The 16,579-nt window shown below is 39.6% G+C and carries 16 protein-coding genes; all 16 read right to left on the bottom strand.

Annotated features, from left to right (window positions below):
* Positions 1–70: 70 nt before the first annotated feature.
* A complete protein-coding gene (locus PULV_RS01815; RefSeq protein ID WP_193330779.1) occupies positions 71–790 on the bottom strand; it encodes a complement resistance protein TraT in 720 nt (239 codons plus the stop codon).
* 95 nt (positions 791–885) lie between these two features.
* On the bottom strand, positions 886–1,734 hold the full coding sequence (locus PULV_RS01810; protein WP_193330778.1) for a hypothetical protein: 849 nt from the start codon (positions 1,732–1,734) through the stop codon (positions 886–888).
* A gap of 7 nt (positions 1,735–1,741) precedes the next feature.
* Positions 1,742–2,311 carry a hypothetical protein gene (locus tag PULV_RS01805; RefSeq protein WP_193330777.1) on the bottom strand — a complete coding sequence of 190 codons (570 nt, stop codon included), beginning with the start codon at positions 2,309–2,311 and terminating at the stop codon, positions 1,742–1,744.
* On the bottom strand, positions 2,308–2,838 hold the full coding sequence (locus PULV_RS01800; protein WP_193330776.1) for a hypothetical protein: 531 nt from the start codon (positions 2,836–2,838) through the stop codon (positions 2,308–2,310). The genes PULV_RS01805 and PULV_RS01800 overlap by 4 nt, the downstream gene beginning before the upstream one ends.
* Positions 2,835–3,380, bottom strand: coding sequence for a hypothetical protein (locus tag PULV_RS01795; RefSeq protein WP_193330775.1), 546 nt, complete (start codon positions 3,378–3,380; stop codon positions 2,835–2,837). The genes PULV_RS01800 and PULV_RS01795 overlap by 4 nt, the downstream gene beginning before the upstream one ends.
* Positions 3,377–4,627, bottom strand: a complete 1,251-nt coding sequence (locus PULV_RS01790; RefSeq protein WP_193330774.1) for a hypothetical protein — start codon at positions 4,625–4,627, stop codon at positions 3,377–3,379. The genes PULV_RS01795 and PULV_RS01790 overlap by 4 nt, the downstream gene beginning before the upstream one ends.
* Before the next feature lie 2 nt (positions 4,628–4,629).
* Complete coding sequence (locus PULV_RS01785; RefSeq protein WP_193330773.1) at positions 4,630–5,628, bottom strand: type II secretion system F family protein; 999 nt, start codon at positions 5,626–5,628, stop codon at positions 4,630–4,632.
* Entirely contained in the window at positions 5,625–7,520 is a 1,896-nt protein-coding gene (locus PULV_RS01780; RefSeq protein WP_193330772.1) for an ATPase, T2SS/T4P/T4SS family, read from the bottom strand. Before PULV_RS01780 ends, PULV_RS01785 begins: the two co-directional genes overlap by 4 nt.
* 2 nt (positions 7,521–7,522) lie before the next feature.
* A complete protein-coding gene (locus PULV_RS01775; RefSeq protein WP_193330771.1) occupies positions 7,523–8,320 on the bottom strand; it encodes a hypothetical protein in 798 nt (265 codons plus the stop codon).
* 24 nt (positions 8,321–8,344) lie between these two features.
* On the bottom strand, positions 8,345–8,953 hold the full coding sequence (locus PULV_RS01770) for a type II secretion system protein (protein ID WP_193330770.1): 609 nt from the start codon (positions 8,951–8,953) through the stop codon (positions 8,345–8,347).
* 39 nt (positions 8,954–8,992) lie between these two features.
* Positions 8,993–10,000 carry a type II secretion system protein gene (locus PULV_RS01765; protein ID WP_193330769.1) on the bottom strand — a complete coding sequence of 336 codons (1,008 nt, stop codon included), beginning with the start codon at positions 9,998–10,000 and terminating at the stop codon, positions 8,993–8,995.
* A gap of 8 nt (positions 10,001–10,008) precedes the next feature.
* The gene (locus PULV_RS01760; RefSeq protein ID WP_193330768.1) at positions 10,009–11,832 is read right to left on the bottom strand and encodes a hypothetical protein; all 1,824 of its coding nucleotides are present in this window, start codon (positions 11,830–11,832) and stop codon (positions 10,009–10,011) included.
* Positions 11,822–12,295 (bottom strand): hypothetical protein, encoded by a 474-nt coding sequence (locus tag PULV_RS01755; protein ID WP_193330767.1) that lies wholly within the window; start codon positions 12,293–12,295, stop codon positions 11,822–11,824. The genes PULV_RS01760 and PULV_RS01755 overlap by 11 nt, the downstream gene beginning before the upstream one ends.
* Entirely contained in the window at positions 12,295–13,032 is a 738-nt protein-coding gene (locus PULV_RS01750; RefSeq protein ID WP_193330766.1) for a hypothetical protein, read from the bottom strand. Before PULV_RS01750 ends, PULV_RS01755 begins: the two co-directional genes overlap by 1 nt.
* 139 nt (positions 13,033–13,171) lie before the next feature.
* Entirely contained in the window at positions 13,172–16,267 is a 3,096-nt protein-coding gene (locus tag PULV_RS01745; RefSeq protein ID WP_193330765.1) for a TraC family protein, read from the bottom strand.
* Positions 16,267–16,521: a hypothetical protein gene (locus PULV_RS01740; protein ID WP_193330764.1), complete on the bottom strand. Its 255-nt coding sequence runs from the start codon at positions 16,519–16,521 to the stop codon at positions 16,267–16,269. The genes PULV_RS01745 and PULV_RS01740 overlap by 1 nt, the downstream gene beginning before the upstream one ends.
* Positions 16,522–16,579 lie beyond the last annotated feature (58 nt).

Below are 16,579 nucleotides of genomic sequence, written 5' to 3'. Positions count from 1 at the left end.
ACTAACAGATCTAATTTCTACATGTAGAATATTTTTTAAAAAAAGGGCCGTAAAACGACCCAAAACCTCATTACAAAAGGCCAGAGATAGAACGTATTAAACCGGATTCCAATTCAGGTCTAGCTTGATCAAAGGCAAGATTGGATTGACTCGCTGTAGATACAATTCGAGTCTGGTATTTTTTGCGATTACCGCTTTTTTCTGACACTTGCACAGTTGAACCAGAATTACCTTGAGATAATTGGTGATTAGATTTAGATAACACAGTCTCATCTGAAGCTTCTGATATCTGCAAGTCAGTAACCATCGTATACATAGTATCTTCAAATGCCTTGTCAATTAAATAACCTGCCAATGCTCCCCCCACAGTAGCAGCCGTTTTACCATTGCCACCACCAATCGTTGAACCAAGGACACCACCGACTACACCACCACCGAAGCCGGTATCTAGGAATGAGTCAGTTTCTTCGTCAGTAGATTTTCCAACCTTCAGGATATTTCCCTGGATCCAATAATGGGCTTCATCTGGGTTAGTAACCACTTTGTAACCCTTGCTAACGATAGCTTCACTAATTTGATTAGCAATATTCATATCTTTATCGCTAGTATTTCGAAGGGATAGGAATATCGTTCTCTTATCCGAACCCACTGGATCAAGCCAGATAGTACTACTCATCTTGGTTGACACTTCCAACGAATCTGCTAAACCTGTCCCATCAGTTGCCGCACAACCGCTTAACGCTAAAACCCCTGCTACACTCATAGCTTTAATTAATTTATTGATTTTCATATCAGTCCTTCAAGTTCCACTTTAATAGCTATCACTATTATCCCAACAAAAAAGCCCCTAATGGGGCTTGATAAATATTTTTCTATCTTAGTTTTCTATGGAGTCCATATATACGCAACAATAACGGCGCTGCTACAATTGTAACCTCCATAAGCGGAGTTAGTAGTGAATGTTGCTTCGCCGGTAGAACCGTCAAACGACATATCATTCACAACATAGACACTATATGATGTGGGGCTATTATATGGGTGAGCGCTCCACTGACATCTAACGCCATTACTGGCATGTGCCACCATTTTACTTTGGTCTGTACTACCAGTTACATTAAATGTTTGCGTGGTACCAGCGCCAATCGTCCACTGATACCGCTGAACCGTTCCACTTTCCACTTCAATAACTTTAGCTGTAACATTTATACTACCAGCATTAGTATGGCACCTCCTAACACCACCTCCCGCAGTAGATACCACACCAGTAGTATTTCCCCCACTATATCCGCCGCTAACATCTAACCTGGCCAAAATGCCATTTACTGTATAATCAGGTGAATTATAAGGCTTATCACACCAATCACTTTGAGCACCCCCAGACATACTTACTATTTCAATTAGTGTTTTATTGCTAATAAAGCTCTCTGATAAATTTGCTCTAAGAGTATTACTATCTGAAGCAGGTGAACTGAAAGTAACCTCTTCCTCTTTAGCAGCAGGAATAGTTACCTCACCAATATTAACTGTAACATTCAAAACGGTAGGGGATGATGTAGATGAAAGCCCCCTATAGGCCTCGTCATTATTCTGGCCCCAGGTATTACCTGCAGCATCCTTTAAGGTTACTTGACCACGTTGGTCAAACGTGTCCTTTTTATGCGCCCATTCAGCACTTAAAGCAGAACCTGACAATCCGATAATACACACGGCCAACATAGAAGAAATAGTCTTCATTTCAATTTCACCCTTCTTTAAATAACTTCCAAAAATGCTTAGCCATTAACGTATTAACTATGTTTGTGGGAGGTGTTTCAACCGGCTTTGCAAAATGTCTTTCAACTATTTCTGCGTTAATAGGTGCATCGAACTCATCCCACAACACTACTGCATCTTTGACCTTACCATCATCGCTATATTGGTAATAATCAACGAATATTTTTTTGCCTTTATATCTATCAACGATAGATTTAGCGCCTTGAAAGTTAACAATATCAAGGTCAGCTAGTTCAGCTTCGATGAGAACGAAACCACCATCCCCCCACTTACTAAAGACAACTTGACGATCAGATCTAAGACCTTTAATTTCTGCTACAAAATGCTCTGCAGGTGTTACAGAAACTTTGTCTGGGCCATCATACAAAACAGCTCTACTTTCCCAATATATTGCACTAGCTAAAGAGCTGATTTTGTTATTCGTTTGACTAATAACAATTAACGCTATATACGATAACACTGTGATGACGGTTAAAATTAGAGCAAATAAAATAAATCTATATAGGAACGGAAAATTATGCCTAATACTCGCAATCATGAGCCAAACCTAATAATTGCTATTTCACCGCTAACGGATACCTTTGCACTCTTTTTTTCAACAGAAACTAACTTTGGAGATACTAATTCCCCCTCTTTATTCTTTACCTTAAATTCATCAATATTTTGACCAATCATAAAGAAACGCCCATTAATATAAGCACCACGCTTGTCTGTACCTACCAGCGTTAAATAACGATTAATTTCGCTATTAACATTAAATGAAGGAGCCTCATCTATTTCTGGAGCTACATAGGTTTGCTGAACTACCCTTGCTGAAAATAATCCTTCATCAAACTGTTCGGTGTCAGTTTCATTGTCTGCCGCTTCATAGCGAACCAATGGCAAACTATCAGAAATAGCTAATTGTGATTCATTGCTAACAGCTTCTGCTTGACCAAGTACCTTTGCCCTTTTTGCGTCTTTCTCTATACCTGTATAAATGTCGCTGATAATCTGTGAAATGATAAAAATCACAAGAATACCAATTAACGGCACATACTTTTGATATTTACTTAAAGCACTCATGCTGATACCTCACTAATTCGCATATAAACACATAAATCATCAATACTAACTTCTGCTTTACCGTTTTTATTGATTAATTTTAAATCGCCAAATGCAACGCTTTTTCGTTTATGCAAACTGTTAAGTGAAGCCAACAATTGACTCACCGACGTTCCTTTAAATCCGAATCCTGACGGCATATTCTTCACACATGTTTTAGAAAGGCCTATTTGCTTTCCTTCATGTACAACGACTGATGTATCACTTTTTACAATTTTACTTTGCGTAGGTTCTAACCCTATTTGATTAAGCTTTAATTGTTTAAAAAGTTCATGCCTAGACGCAGAAGCATCACCTTCCACAGTAAAAAACTTTTCCCAATCCTCGCGAAATAAGGCTAATTCTTCCCAATGATTTTGGCTTGTTGTAACCTGGTAGTTGTTCTGACGCTGATTTTTAATTTTACTTTCCCATTGCTTAGAAATATCAACGTATGCACTAAATGTAATGTATGCAATCACTGCAAACAAAATCCATGCGTAGGCCTTTATATCTAATTTCATAACTGATCTCCTTTTTGGCCTTGAGTAGATTCAATATGGTTAAAATATATTTTTACTATATTAAATCTCTTCCCATTGATAGTCCTGCTAACAATGTCATCCCAAACATCAAGATGCCCTTGAAGTTTTGTTCCCAATGCTTGAGTGAACATAGAAGCTACTCTTGAAGCTTGTTCTTCAGGAGTGTCATAAATTGAAGGCAATACAGCTAGCTCTAGCTCAACGTTAAATTCTTGCTCTTGAACAACCAAAGGGGTAGTCATTTTTACTTCCATGCGTTCAAGATTAAGTCCAAGTGAAGGGTCAGATTTAGAAACCATACTCAAAGAACCAATTACATCACGTTGAACTATAACTGGATTCGGTTTTGATGCCATTTTATTCCAAAATAGGCGGCGATCATCCCAGCGCTTCAAAAGGCCCTGGTCAGGCAATCCATCGACTTGCTGTTCGAAAGCATGGTACTTCTTCTGAAGACTCTTAAACTCACTTTCTTTCAGCTCGGCATATCCAAACAACGCAGCAACACAAATAGTAGAAAGAGCAACAGGCAAGAACACCTCCTTAATAGGTAAAACAGTCCCTTTTTTTTCAACTCCGATAATGCTGTCAGTTACGAACCGGCCAAACCATTCATCACTTGTTTTTTTAAATACATTATTACTTAATTCAAAAGGCTCATTACCTTTCACAGTGACGTATGTAGATTCAAGGTTAAATTTTAAAGGCTCTGCACTATAAACATAGACTTGCGAATCAACGTAATCACCAGTACGCGAATCGTCTATTTTTTTCATGAAATGTTGCTGAAAAAGACCTTCAGATAGGCCAAGACTCTCACCAAGTGTTTCCAACTTCCCATTTTTAAACGCGAAGTGCTCAACATTAATTTCTCGACAGCGACCGTCAGTGTCTAAAAGTTTATAAACATACAAGAAAATAACCGGCGCTTTGATTTTTCGACGATACACTTCGTTGGTGAAGAATTTCATCAACGCATAAGTACTTATAAGGACTTGTCTATTACGTAAATTAGAAGCTACCGCTTGGTTAATATACGACACCATAGCGTTTTTACTACCACGTAAAGCAATCTTTGTTTGCCTTAAATAACCTTCATAATCTTTAGCAACTTCACCTTTTTTTTGTATTTTAACGAATGCTGCTCTACCTGTTAAAACCGCTTGTTGGTTTTTCTGAAGGCCTTCAGCATCTGTAGGAGCACCGATGAATTTAAACTTTTCCATTCTTACAACCTCGACCCATATACTTGTGCGCCCAATGCTAGGACTCCACTTGCTGTGATTAACATAACCATTAAGCTGATAATTTTGGTCATTGCTTCAAATTGTTTTTTTGCCAACACCAATTGATAATCAGCTGCTAGATTTAATTGTTCCTCTAAACGCCCTGTTTGAGCACCTGACCGAATAAAAGCAAGTACAACTCTTGGAATGCGAGTTCTTGGATCTTCATTTTCAAAATTAAAAGCTTTAGTCCAACCACTTGCAGATGATTTGATTAATATCTCAAAGGGTTCACTTATTTGTGGTACTAATGATTTTCTAAGTAAACGCTCTGAATCTTCTAAACCAATACCGGCACTTGTAGTTAAGGCCATGTAGCGGCACCAAGTACCAGTTTGAAAGTTAACAATCGCACTTTTAAGACCAGGTAAAGATGCAAACAATGAAACTAATTTCATTCTTATGGCGCTATTAACAAAAGCACCAACAATCCCGACAACCAAAGCAATTGGATACCAATATTCGATATAAGGAAATGTATCAACCATTTGCACGATATAGGCGTTTGCAATAGCTACACTGCTATTTGGGTCTTTTACTTGACCACTAACAAGGTGTATCAAATAAGGGGCGGCAATAGCCATTAGAAGCAATAAACCCCCTTGAAATATTAAGACTCCACGAATACCCGAGCCAACTTCTTGCATGTATTTTAATGATTTAGAAACTTCTGGGATCACCGTTTCTAATTTTCCACCGACGCTACCAGCGTTTAATAGTGAAATAACTTCTTCAGAGAAAATATCTTGCTTTTCCAATGCATTTTTAAGACTCGTACCGTTCTGTTCAACATCCTGTGCTGCGGCATCAAATGCAGACTTATAGGATTTAAATGTTTCACCTGTCTCTCTTAGTGACATAGCAATATTGCCAGTGCTACCCATATACGCGAGAAACAAATCTAAAACACTAGGAACATCTTTTGATTTAACCTTACTCATAAATCCAACGCCTTAATATCAGTTTCCCCCTCTACGATCATTTCTAATACCTGATCGTACATAGTAATGTCGCGGAGCTTAGCAATCTCTTCCTCTCGATTAACATCATCTGATAGCATCAACTTTCTCACTTCTGGAGTGATTGTCAAAACTCCCAGAACAGGCCTTACTGACGTATACCGATCACCACTGCAATGACCACACTCGCCTTCACCTGCAGCGAAGGCTTTCCCTGGTATATTTTTTTGAATCTTTTCAAACTCTACACCAGCTTTAGGGCCAACAACTTTCATTATGCTGTCTCTCATATCTGGAGTAACTTCTATTTCATTTTTACAGTGATCACATAACACCGGAACAATACGCTGTGTAAAAACGTAACTTAGATTACTTGCCAATAGGAACTGATCATCTTTGCGTCGCAACATAGTCATCAGTCGCGAAAGTCCCTCCATTTCGTTTGCACCATGAATAGTAGTAAGAATTTTATTACCGATAGCTGAAAACTGCCCTGCAGTTTCTGCAGTTTCCCTATCACGAATTTCCCCTAGATAAAGTACGTTCGTATCCTGACGCACGAAACTTTTCAAATAATGGTCATATCCCAATTTATTTTGTCTTGCTTGGTAACTGATTTGTATCTGGTCTACCCCCTCAATAACCGCTTCAATAGGGTCTTCTACTGAAGCGATTAACTGACTACCTTGAGAAAGATCTAAAATTGCCTGTAAACCGGCGTACATTGTTGTAGTTTTTCCTGATCCCATTGGGCCAACCATAACAGCCATTTTTCCTTTACTAGAGCACATAGCCATGAACAACTCTTTAGCTTTTGGATGCAGGTTTAAATCACGGATACGACGCACATCAGCGTCAAGCGCTGAAAAACGAAAAACGGTTCTGACAGCATTTTTTTCTGGGATCGTGTCTATACCAACGGGCATAAAACTAGGACGGAGGCGCACTTTCTCACCATTTTTACGATGATATGTTAATGCAGCACCATCAACAGGCACGAAAACAGGCGCTCTATGCTGGGTTGCTTGTGTTTTTGCAACCAAATAATCCCGAACACCATAATATAATTGTCTGTCAATTTGATGTTCAGTACCTAGCATTTTAAGACGGGTTTTAAATCGTCCTTTAACATGCACAGTGTCATTTTTTAATTGAGGGGCAATATGCAAATCTGAGCCACCATTTTGAATGATGGCATTGAACATCAATGCTATTGCGTTTTGAATCGGATCCCCGCTTGACATCATTTCAGATTCAATCAAATCAAATGAGTCAACTTCACTTACTTGCTTTCCACTATTAATATCACGAAGAACATCAGCAACAATCTGGTTATTGGAAACACCGAAATAAACTCTTCCAACTTCCTTCTCAATAGCACTTTCAACACGCTCCACCATAGGTCGATGTTTGTATTTCTCATACCCATCAAGCGTAGCAAATACAAGGATATAATTATCATTCGACGCAATTTTAAGTAGGACAGCATTGATATCAATACACTCTTTTTGAATGCTATCATTGGCATATAAAGGCGGGGCTATTTGCACCCCTTCTTTATCTATCAAACTATCAAAAAAAGGTAACAGATAACTTTCTGTAGCGGCTATTGCCGGTACAACATTATTTCTTACACGAGCCGGTACATTTTTATCATTCTGTAAAAACGTTCCCATTTGCTCTCTATCACTTTTCTTTCTCAACCAATGTTCAATATCTGCTTTTTTTGCAAGACCGCGTTCAACTAATATTTCACCCATTCTTAATTTTCGTTCAGTGAAATCCGTGTACTCATCGGCCAAGGTATTTAACCAATTAGGCGCATCGTCTGGCTCTTCCCAGCCCCAAGCTTTTACTAAATCAATTACATTCATTTTTATAAATCTCTCAATGGCCTTGCAACACGATAGGTAACACCAGCCGTATTTGAATATGGCTGATTCACGTAAATAACAGCGTTCGTTGAATTTTCATAAATATATCGAACTGCAGAGCCGTCTATATTGAACATCATTTCACAGGTAATAATTGCACCATCAAAGTTGAATACCCCATTACAAGCTTCTGGTGTTCCAACATAACCAACAGCATCTGGTATAGTAATTAACTCTCCTTCAGCCAAAGTACCTGCAGCGTGTTCATTAGGAAAATCACCAGTATTTGCTCTACTAGCAAATATTTGTTGAGCCAAAATATCCAGTTTATATATCGATTCATTAGCTAGATATCGCTGATACTCCAAAGTGTTTACCACTGCATAAACAGATTGATCTTCCTTGCACCATTGAAGGCCATTAGCAAATGTTCCTGCACCGCAGTCATTGTTAGCCAACCAATCAGCATCCGTTTCATCCCTATTGGATTTATAGAAAACTACACCTCTATCAAAACGTGCATCCATTGTTGCATCATTCAACGTAGTCACGCTGTAACCCATATCGTCAGTTACAGCCCAGGTGACATCTTCAAACCCAGAAGTTCCAATTAACGCATTGAGCGAGACAGGTAGGGTGCCTCGAACCATCAAGTGACGGTTTAGAGCATTCCCTACCGCTGTGATCCTTGCTTGGTCTTCGTCAAGCATTAACCTATCTGCACTCACGTTGTAAATATCAACCTGAGTGGCAGCTAAACTGATCCCAACCATTGCGAATATAAAGACCACATAACCCATAGTTAATCTAAAACCTTCTAATGATTAGCGACGAATATAAATATCAACTTGATGTTCGTCGTTCGCATCTGCAGCCGTATAACGTACAGCACCCGCATTTACAGCAACTGCAGGGTCAAATGCAGCGGCAATTGCAGGGTGATATGTATCCAAATAAGCACCCAACGTATCTGATGTTACGCTTTGCAAGCGATAAACATTCTCAGTCGCTGTGCAAGGCTGAATAGTGAAGGGCATACCTTGCACTTCATAAGTACCAGCAGCACCCGCTCCAGCAGCCGTAATTTCAGAAAATGCATTCGTGTTAATAGCATGAGGCAGACGCTCATAAGACCCTTGTTCTGCAGCAAGAACAAATGCAGAGCCATTATAAATAACGTCTAAATAGTTATTACCTGCAGCAACTAATCGAGTATTAGTTGCACAGTTAGATATACGGTGAGTGTTAGCTAATGACGTTATTTCTTCATCGACTGTTTGAATTGCTTCACCCATAGCAGTACCTTTTGCCGATTCAAGATAACCTTTAAGTTTAGGAGCACCCCATGCAGCCAGAACACCAAGAATTGCGATTACAACGATAAGCTCTACCAAAGTAAAACCGCCCATTTTATTTACTGTTTGCTTATTCATAAGCTTTATATTCCTCTTTACTATGAGTTTTTTATTTACTTAGATAACGAGAATTAAATTTCCCGCTATTGCACCACCTGGCGCATTACCAGTCGTCACTTGACGATTGATTCTGATAGCCCCTATATGTGGAAGTGCATCAACACCTCCATCATTAGGGTCGTAGTCCGGACAATACTCTACCCTGCCACCCCATGACGTTTCCGCATAGATACTGACAGGCTCAAGTCCATAAAATTGAAGTACATTGACATCGTTACTATTAAGCTGATACCAGCCATCACGACACCCTTGATTTGTTGCGGGGTCAGCTCCTGATAAATCAGGAGACGTACCTAAGTCCGGTCTAAAGAAAAAGTTTGTAGGATCACCGGCAGCAGATGCGGCCACCTGAGCATTAAATGCGTTTCTTATTTTTGTACGAACCTCCGATAGCCTAAGCCACGTTTCACGCCATAGGCCTTGTTGAATATCCAAAGTACTAATTTGAACAGGAGCCACATCAGTACCGGTAACTTCCCAACCAACTGCAGCATAGGCAGCAGATGTACCAGGTGTACCATCATTGCAAACATCACTTAAACCACATGCTGTTTGATATAAAACCCCTCTGTCATAAACCAATGCTACTGTTTCAGCAGCGTTACCCACAATAGGCATTTGGTAAGTAGGCTTAGGGTTTAATAACTCTAAATACCGAACGTTTTGGTTAGTTGAGCCGTCATCATTAAAACGATCTGACCCAATATTACCCCTCGATAAATACTCAGTTAACGTAGCATTAGCTACATCAACAGGAGCATTTTGATAGCCACCACCAGTATAAGGAGCCGGTAGTAGACCATTATTTTCTTGCCCTGCAAAAGCCCTGAGTGCCTGGGCGATTGTCAGGTTTTCGCTCATGACATTAAGTTGATACACTTGCTCAGACTTTGCGTTCGCAGCAGCAAAATAAGAGTAGAGTGCAGGTGACATAATGCCGATAACGATCATTACTATCACCAGTTCAGCAAGGGTAAACCCTTTTTGTCCCTTGATAGTTTTCATATTGCGCATTAGTAGAGATCCCGATAGTTACGCTTATCGACAGTCAACAAAACATAGTAATCAGTTATTTTTGTGCGCTTGGCTTTATTACCAAAAACATCACCAACAATTGCAGTATTGCGTAAATCAGTTACACCAGACTCGTCACTTACTTCAGTAACGGTTCTGAATCCACCCGCTAAAACGACCTCACCCGCTCTTGTTACAGTTTCAGATTGAACCGTTACCTGTGCCGTCCTTTGAAGACGCACATCACGCAATTGGATATTAGTGCCAGCAACAATTACTTCCTGATCAATATTCTCACCAGCGTCAAGAACCAACTGAATGTCAATTAGACTATGAACGACACCACGCTTAGCATCGTATGACGGCGTTATTTTAGCTTCTGTACCTGTAATGTTCTCATCTCGTTCCGAAGATGATCCCCCAGTTGTAGTGCCTTGTTCGTTGGTAGCTGTTTGCACACTTGAACGAAGTCGAGGATCATTTGAAGTAACAGAAAGATTTAATGTTCTGCCGCTTCTTGAGCTACCACGTAACTCACCAACAGACTTTGTTTCACCATAACTTTCAAGGAAGGCAGCGAATGCTGAAAATGTACGATCTGCTTTTGTAATCCCAATCAAAGATTGCGCTAAAGCATTATCTGCAGCGACACCAAAGAAACCACCTCCATCAACATCTGAAAAACTTAGATTACCAAGACCATTATTCATCAAATTAAGACCGTACTTTGAACCTATTTCAGCAAAAGCACGTATATCTAGACCTCGCGAACTCTCACTATTACGATTAACCGCAATAATCTTAGCTTCAACCACCATTCTAGTGTTTACTTCATCATCTAGGTGCTCAAGATATTTAACAACACGATCTCGAATATGACGTGGAGCGGAAATACTAATATGACCAGTTAAACTGTTTACCGTAACTTGACCAATTTCCACCTTCTCAAAAGGGTTATCAGCATTTTCTCCAGCAGTGTTATTCCCACCGTTTAAACCATCTGGGCCAACTAGACGCTCCTGCTTAGGCATAAGAACTGTCATCATACTTTCAAGTTCAGTTTCCAATTTAGACCAAAAGGCATTTTGATAATACATCGTACTACCGTTACCTTGTTGACTACCCTGACCAGAATTACCAGATCCACCTGAAGATACCTGCGAAGATCCACCTTCAGGACTGTCACCAGACGATGAATTAGAACTATTTAGCCCACCAGAAAGACCACCTTGTTGACTACTAGAGCCACCTTGACTGCCTTGACCGCCCTGGCTACTTTCGCTTTGTGAAACGATAGATAAAGCAGCGACAACATCAGGCACATAAAGACGATACTCAGTGGTACCCATTTCAATGATCGAGACATAACCTGAATCATTACCGTCATGACGAACAATATAATCTAGACCCAGTTGCTCTGTCAGAATATGGAGTGCTGAAAGTGCATCGGTGCCCTCTTTAATAGGAAATCCACGGTAGTAATAATCATTAACCGGCAAGTTAGTAACAATATTGATACCTGCCTCATTAAAGCTACGAAGAATCTCTTTTAATGAAACTCCATAGCGGTTATCTACATCGTTGTTTAATGACAACTTAATAGATGACAACCATGTTTCTGCAACATCATCTTTACTCTTAGGCTTTACCTTCGCGTAAGGTTTTTGAGAAACAATGTACTTTTGCTTTTTAATGGCTTCTGCTTTTTCTCTTTCTGCATTAGCCAATGACTCATCTATCGTAGGATCACCTTTAAGCTCGATAGAAGTACATCCAACCATTAAAGCAGCCGCTAACGCTGCAGTTATAAATTTAATATGCACAATCACTCACCCTATTTTCCGGCCCTTGGTAAATCATCACCACCGACTTATCGATATCATTAAAACGTGGAACGAAATCCAATGTATCCGCATAGAAAAAAAGCACATCACGCGAGTCGAAAAATGGCTCACCCGTTTTAGTGTCCTTAATTTCATACTCTGTGACTTGCTCCCAAACACAGTTATTGACTTTTTCATCCCAAATAACAGGAGCAAAGTCCCATTGTGTAGCAAGTCTCTCAAAGTTCTCTCTAAAACCGCCCTGGTACACATAAGAACGTTGAGCTAAAAGACTCTCTTGTTGTTGCTGTTCACTTTTTTCCTGCTCAGCTTCAAGCTCCGCAAGTAACTCCTTCTCTTTTGAAGTAGGCTCACTTAAAACTTGAACCCCCAACACAGCACTTTGCTCTGCCGAAACACTGGTTGCCACTGCCAACAACAGGGCTAAATACGTTTTTTTCATTAGTAAATCACCACACCTTTATTTACAGAGTCCACGGCAACCTTGTAATCACCCTCAACCGCTGAATAAACACCAAACCACCGATTGATAACCTCAGTGATTTCACTACCGGTTAGCTGGCTAACATCCCCAACTACCAAATCCATTTCAAATGCCACAGACTTAACCACGACACCATCTTCCCCTCTAAAATCAGGCAACGCCGAAACGCTCCAACCAAATTGTTTAATTAACTTTTTAAGCTGAACGTCTAACGAATCTTCTTTTTCAACAACGAACTTCGATCTTGAAATATCACGTTCCAACAAACGCACTTTATCTTCAGAGAAATACTTACCCAATGTACGATCAAGAGACTGGCCATTAACGACCGCTAATAAACTTTGAAGTGATTCATTTTCATCAAGCACAAAGACTTCGGCCAAATCAGCATCTTCAGGATGAACCGTGTAACGATAGGCCGCGTATAAATCACCATGCGCTTCCATTAACTTCACAATACGTTCTGCACGACTTTTAGCCACACCTACATTACTGTCAGTGGCATTAACAACTATCAACGCTGGGTTACCTGCCACAACCTGCTTCAATCCTTCAGCATTATTGAAATACGAATGATTAGCAGCAAATTGAATTACTGCATTAGGCTCACGCTTATGTTCGATAGGTTCAGGTAGCGTAGATTGGCAACCTGCCAACAAAGTACCAATTGTTAATAATGTGAATAACTGCTTCATTAAATCGCCTCTTAATCTATGCAAGCTATTCTAATGATTTAATTTCGATATTTTTTCCTCGAAAAAAATAAAGTTTATAAGTGACAAAAACGAAAAAAGGCCAGCACAAAGCCAGCCTTTTTCTACATGTAGAAATTATCTAAGCAGCCATAGCAAATCCCCTTGCCTGGTCAAGCTCATCTGCCATAATCAGCGCTGCATCCAGTTCTGAAACGTTATGTTGTTTCATTATAGATGCTCTAGCCCTCTTCTCATCTGGATCTGACATTGCAAGAGCCAGTATAATTGAAGGCGGAATATTCCTAAATATCTGATTATTAATCTTTTTATTCGCGCACATAATGAACCCTTCAGTATATTTCCTGGGTTCTTTTGTTACGCTAGATAATATTGCCTTTTGGTCATCACTAAGTCGTTTAAACCTAGCTATATCCTCATCCTCACCTTCAGGCACTAACAACACCTCCCACCATTCAGCAAGCTTGAGTAGGGCTGCAGCTTCATCACTAAAATCTTTAATATTTTGCGTAGCAATCCAATACCAACAACCTAATTTCCGCATCATTTTTACGATCTTAACAATTGCAGGTACTAAAATTTCAGATGCTTTAGAGGTTTTAGATACAAAGTTATGGCCCTCATCAGTAATAACAAGGATCGGACGGCCTGAGTATTGTTTAGCTTCAGCTAAATCTGTAACTGAGTTTAGAACAGAAGCGTACGCAACAGCTAACTCAGCCTCTTTACCGGCTTTAACTGTATCACCCATATCAATATGAGTAATATCTACATCAGGGAATAATTGGCCGTGTTTATTAAAAAGCTTACCAGCAAGACCCATAGTGAAGTTGTTCATACCTTCACCAAACTCATAAACCCTGCTCTTTTGTTCTTCCCGCATAAACTTATCATCTTCCATAAGCTGCTTCATTTCTAAAGCAACATCTGAAATTAATGGATGCGGTTTGGTTAGGAATAAGACCATATTCCCTTTGTAATCTTTTAGCTGACCATTATCTCCTTTAAATTTATTAACGTTTAATTGAATACCACTTTTGTTAGCGAAAAACTTTACCGAAGGGACGGCGCTTTCCTTATCTTTACCTGTTATTACTGTATTGCTTTCCCTGTCGAGCCAGTAAAACTCCCCCTCTTTGTTCTTTATTACAGCTCCAGACTTACCCACCAATTGATTAGTGTCGCTAACCGAAACAAACTCGCACTGTGCTAAACATTTTCTAGCAGCGTTAAGAATTGCTCTCCGAATGAATGACTGATCTGCAGGTTTTAGCTTTGCATTTTCTGCAGCATTACCACCTGTAACTATAATTCGAGTCATTAATTCCATTTCACCCAGATAATCCTTATCTTCATCCTCAACATCAACACCAAATTGCTCAAGATCGTCTGGAGGTGGAACACTAGGGTCTGCCATAGCTTCAACTTCTGCGTATGTATCTTTGAATACATCGCGAGGATTATTTATAGCCTCTTCGAAGTCTTCTTCAGCATCAAGTGCTCTATAAGCATTTGCGTAAGGAGGTAATACAGTTTTACTTTTGGAGTCAAGTTTTATCTGATTAGTTGATTTACCTAAACGCTCAAGGTATTCAACAGCAAGTTTAAATGAGTCGCCTTTTTCTATAATGAAAACCTGCGCATTATACTGGGCCACATACTCGAACAACTCTTCAACAAGTTTCACAGATTTACCGGCTCCTGAACCCCCGATAATTACCTTGTGTGAATTTGATAATCGATCTCCAATTGTATCAAATGCCATCACTTCACCACCGCGATTGAACTGCATCTGAACACACGTTCCAGAACCCACACCGCGACCAAGTAAAGGAAAATAATTGGCTACATGTTCTAATGAGCACTTCACCGTAGTAGCTCTAGTCTTATTCAAATCAGGTCTGTAGTTACCTGGCATCATTCTGAAATAATTATCACAGGCTTTTAAATCAAATTTATCATCCAACACTTGCAATTGGACGTCTGCAGCAGCTCCTTTAATTTTATTGCATACTCGACGCAATCCATTCTCATGTTTTGCTCTAACATAAAATCCCATTTCCACAGGTAAAAGCGTACCACCTTTTAGCAATATTTCTTTTACATGTGCGGCTTCTTCTCTTGCCTCTTGAGCAACAGCACCATCACCAATAGCTGACTTCTCAATACGGCTAATATCAGTTTCCACCGAATCTTTATCAATGAATGTGATTTTCATTGCGAATGTTGTACCGGATGGCAACTTATCAAAAAGTGAAACTCCTTCCGTCGGGGCGCTAAAGGCCCCGATTTTAGGTGCACCACGAATAACATTTACCGGCATATATTTATGCTTAATACCATCAAATTCCCACATCCCTTTATCAACAACAGACTTAGGTGGTGTTAAAGTAAGCATTCCAGAAAAATCGCGACCAACAGGTACATTATCATCGCCTGGATAGGCAAACATTTTCAATGCTTTATCAACATCACCGTCTGTGATATCAGGGTTAGGATTAAACCATCTAAACATCCATTCATAGTATTTTTCGCCAGTCATATTAGTAATGGCCACACCATCGCCAATATCTTTAATGGATTGAACAAGTCTGTCTCTTACTATATTAAGCTCATCAACAGGCGTTTCATCGAGCACCTGCTTACGGTTTCTACGACGATAAAGAAACATACGGCCAACAGTTTCTTTGCCACCGAACGGTAACTTGGTTACTTGCTCATCAACAAAAATACCTTTTTCACCGGCAACACCTTTGAGGTGTCGTGAATAGATCTGATCTAATGACTCTTTTACCGCATCCCTAATAGTGCTTTTACTTGAAAAATTAACAAATGAATCTGCAACTCTGTCTAAGCTGTATGTATTTGAGAAAAAAACTTCTACCACCCACGGATTATCAGCTTCTTGTGGGACATTATCTCTTAAAACACGCATTAACTGATCCCTAAATGCGGCTTTAGTTTTTAATGGAAAACCTTCTGTATTTATGGTTTTTATTTCAAACCCAGCAGCTACGCTAAAACAGTCATGTTTTAAAAACATTTCTTCTGAAGGCAGGTACTCAATAAAGGGTAATTTATCCGTAAAAGACGTTGGCCTTTGATATTGTGCTTTCAAATCTGCAGATGTAACCATTTCCGAAGGCGATGTGTCATGAATTCTAAATGCATCCATAAAGTTATCTGCTACTACATTAATGCGATCTAACACTTTCATTAATAACCTCCAGTCTGGTAATGGACTTGACGATACATACTAAAACGCTTTACCGTTTGTGGGCTAACTGAACCATCTGGATTTCTTTTAGGGAAAACGACAAATTCTAATTCTGGGTTAGGTAAACGAAGGTCATCATTAAACGTCACTCTTTTCTGTTCTTTATAGTTATCGATCACACTGAATTGTTTACGCGCTTCTTCGATACGATTTCCGTAGAGGCCTTGTTTGTGTTTTTCATGCATTTCTAGCATTGTCGGCTTACCTTCATTATTGAAAAGGTCATCCGACCTACTAGAGCAACCAACAATG

This window comes from Pseudoalteromonas ulvae UL12, from assembly GCF_014925405.1.
Lineage (GTDB): Bacteria > Pseudomonadota > Gammaproteobacteria > Enterobacterales > Alteromonadaceae > Pseudoalteromonas > Pseudoalteromonas ulvae.
The sequence above is the reverse complement of the archived record's forward strand: the minus strand, read 5'-3'. Positions and strand labels throughout refer to the sequence as shown.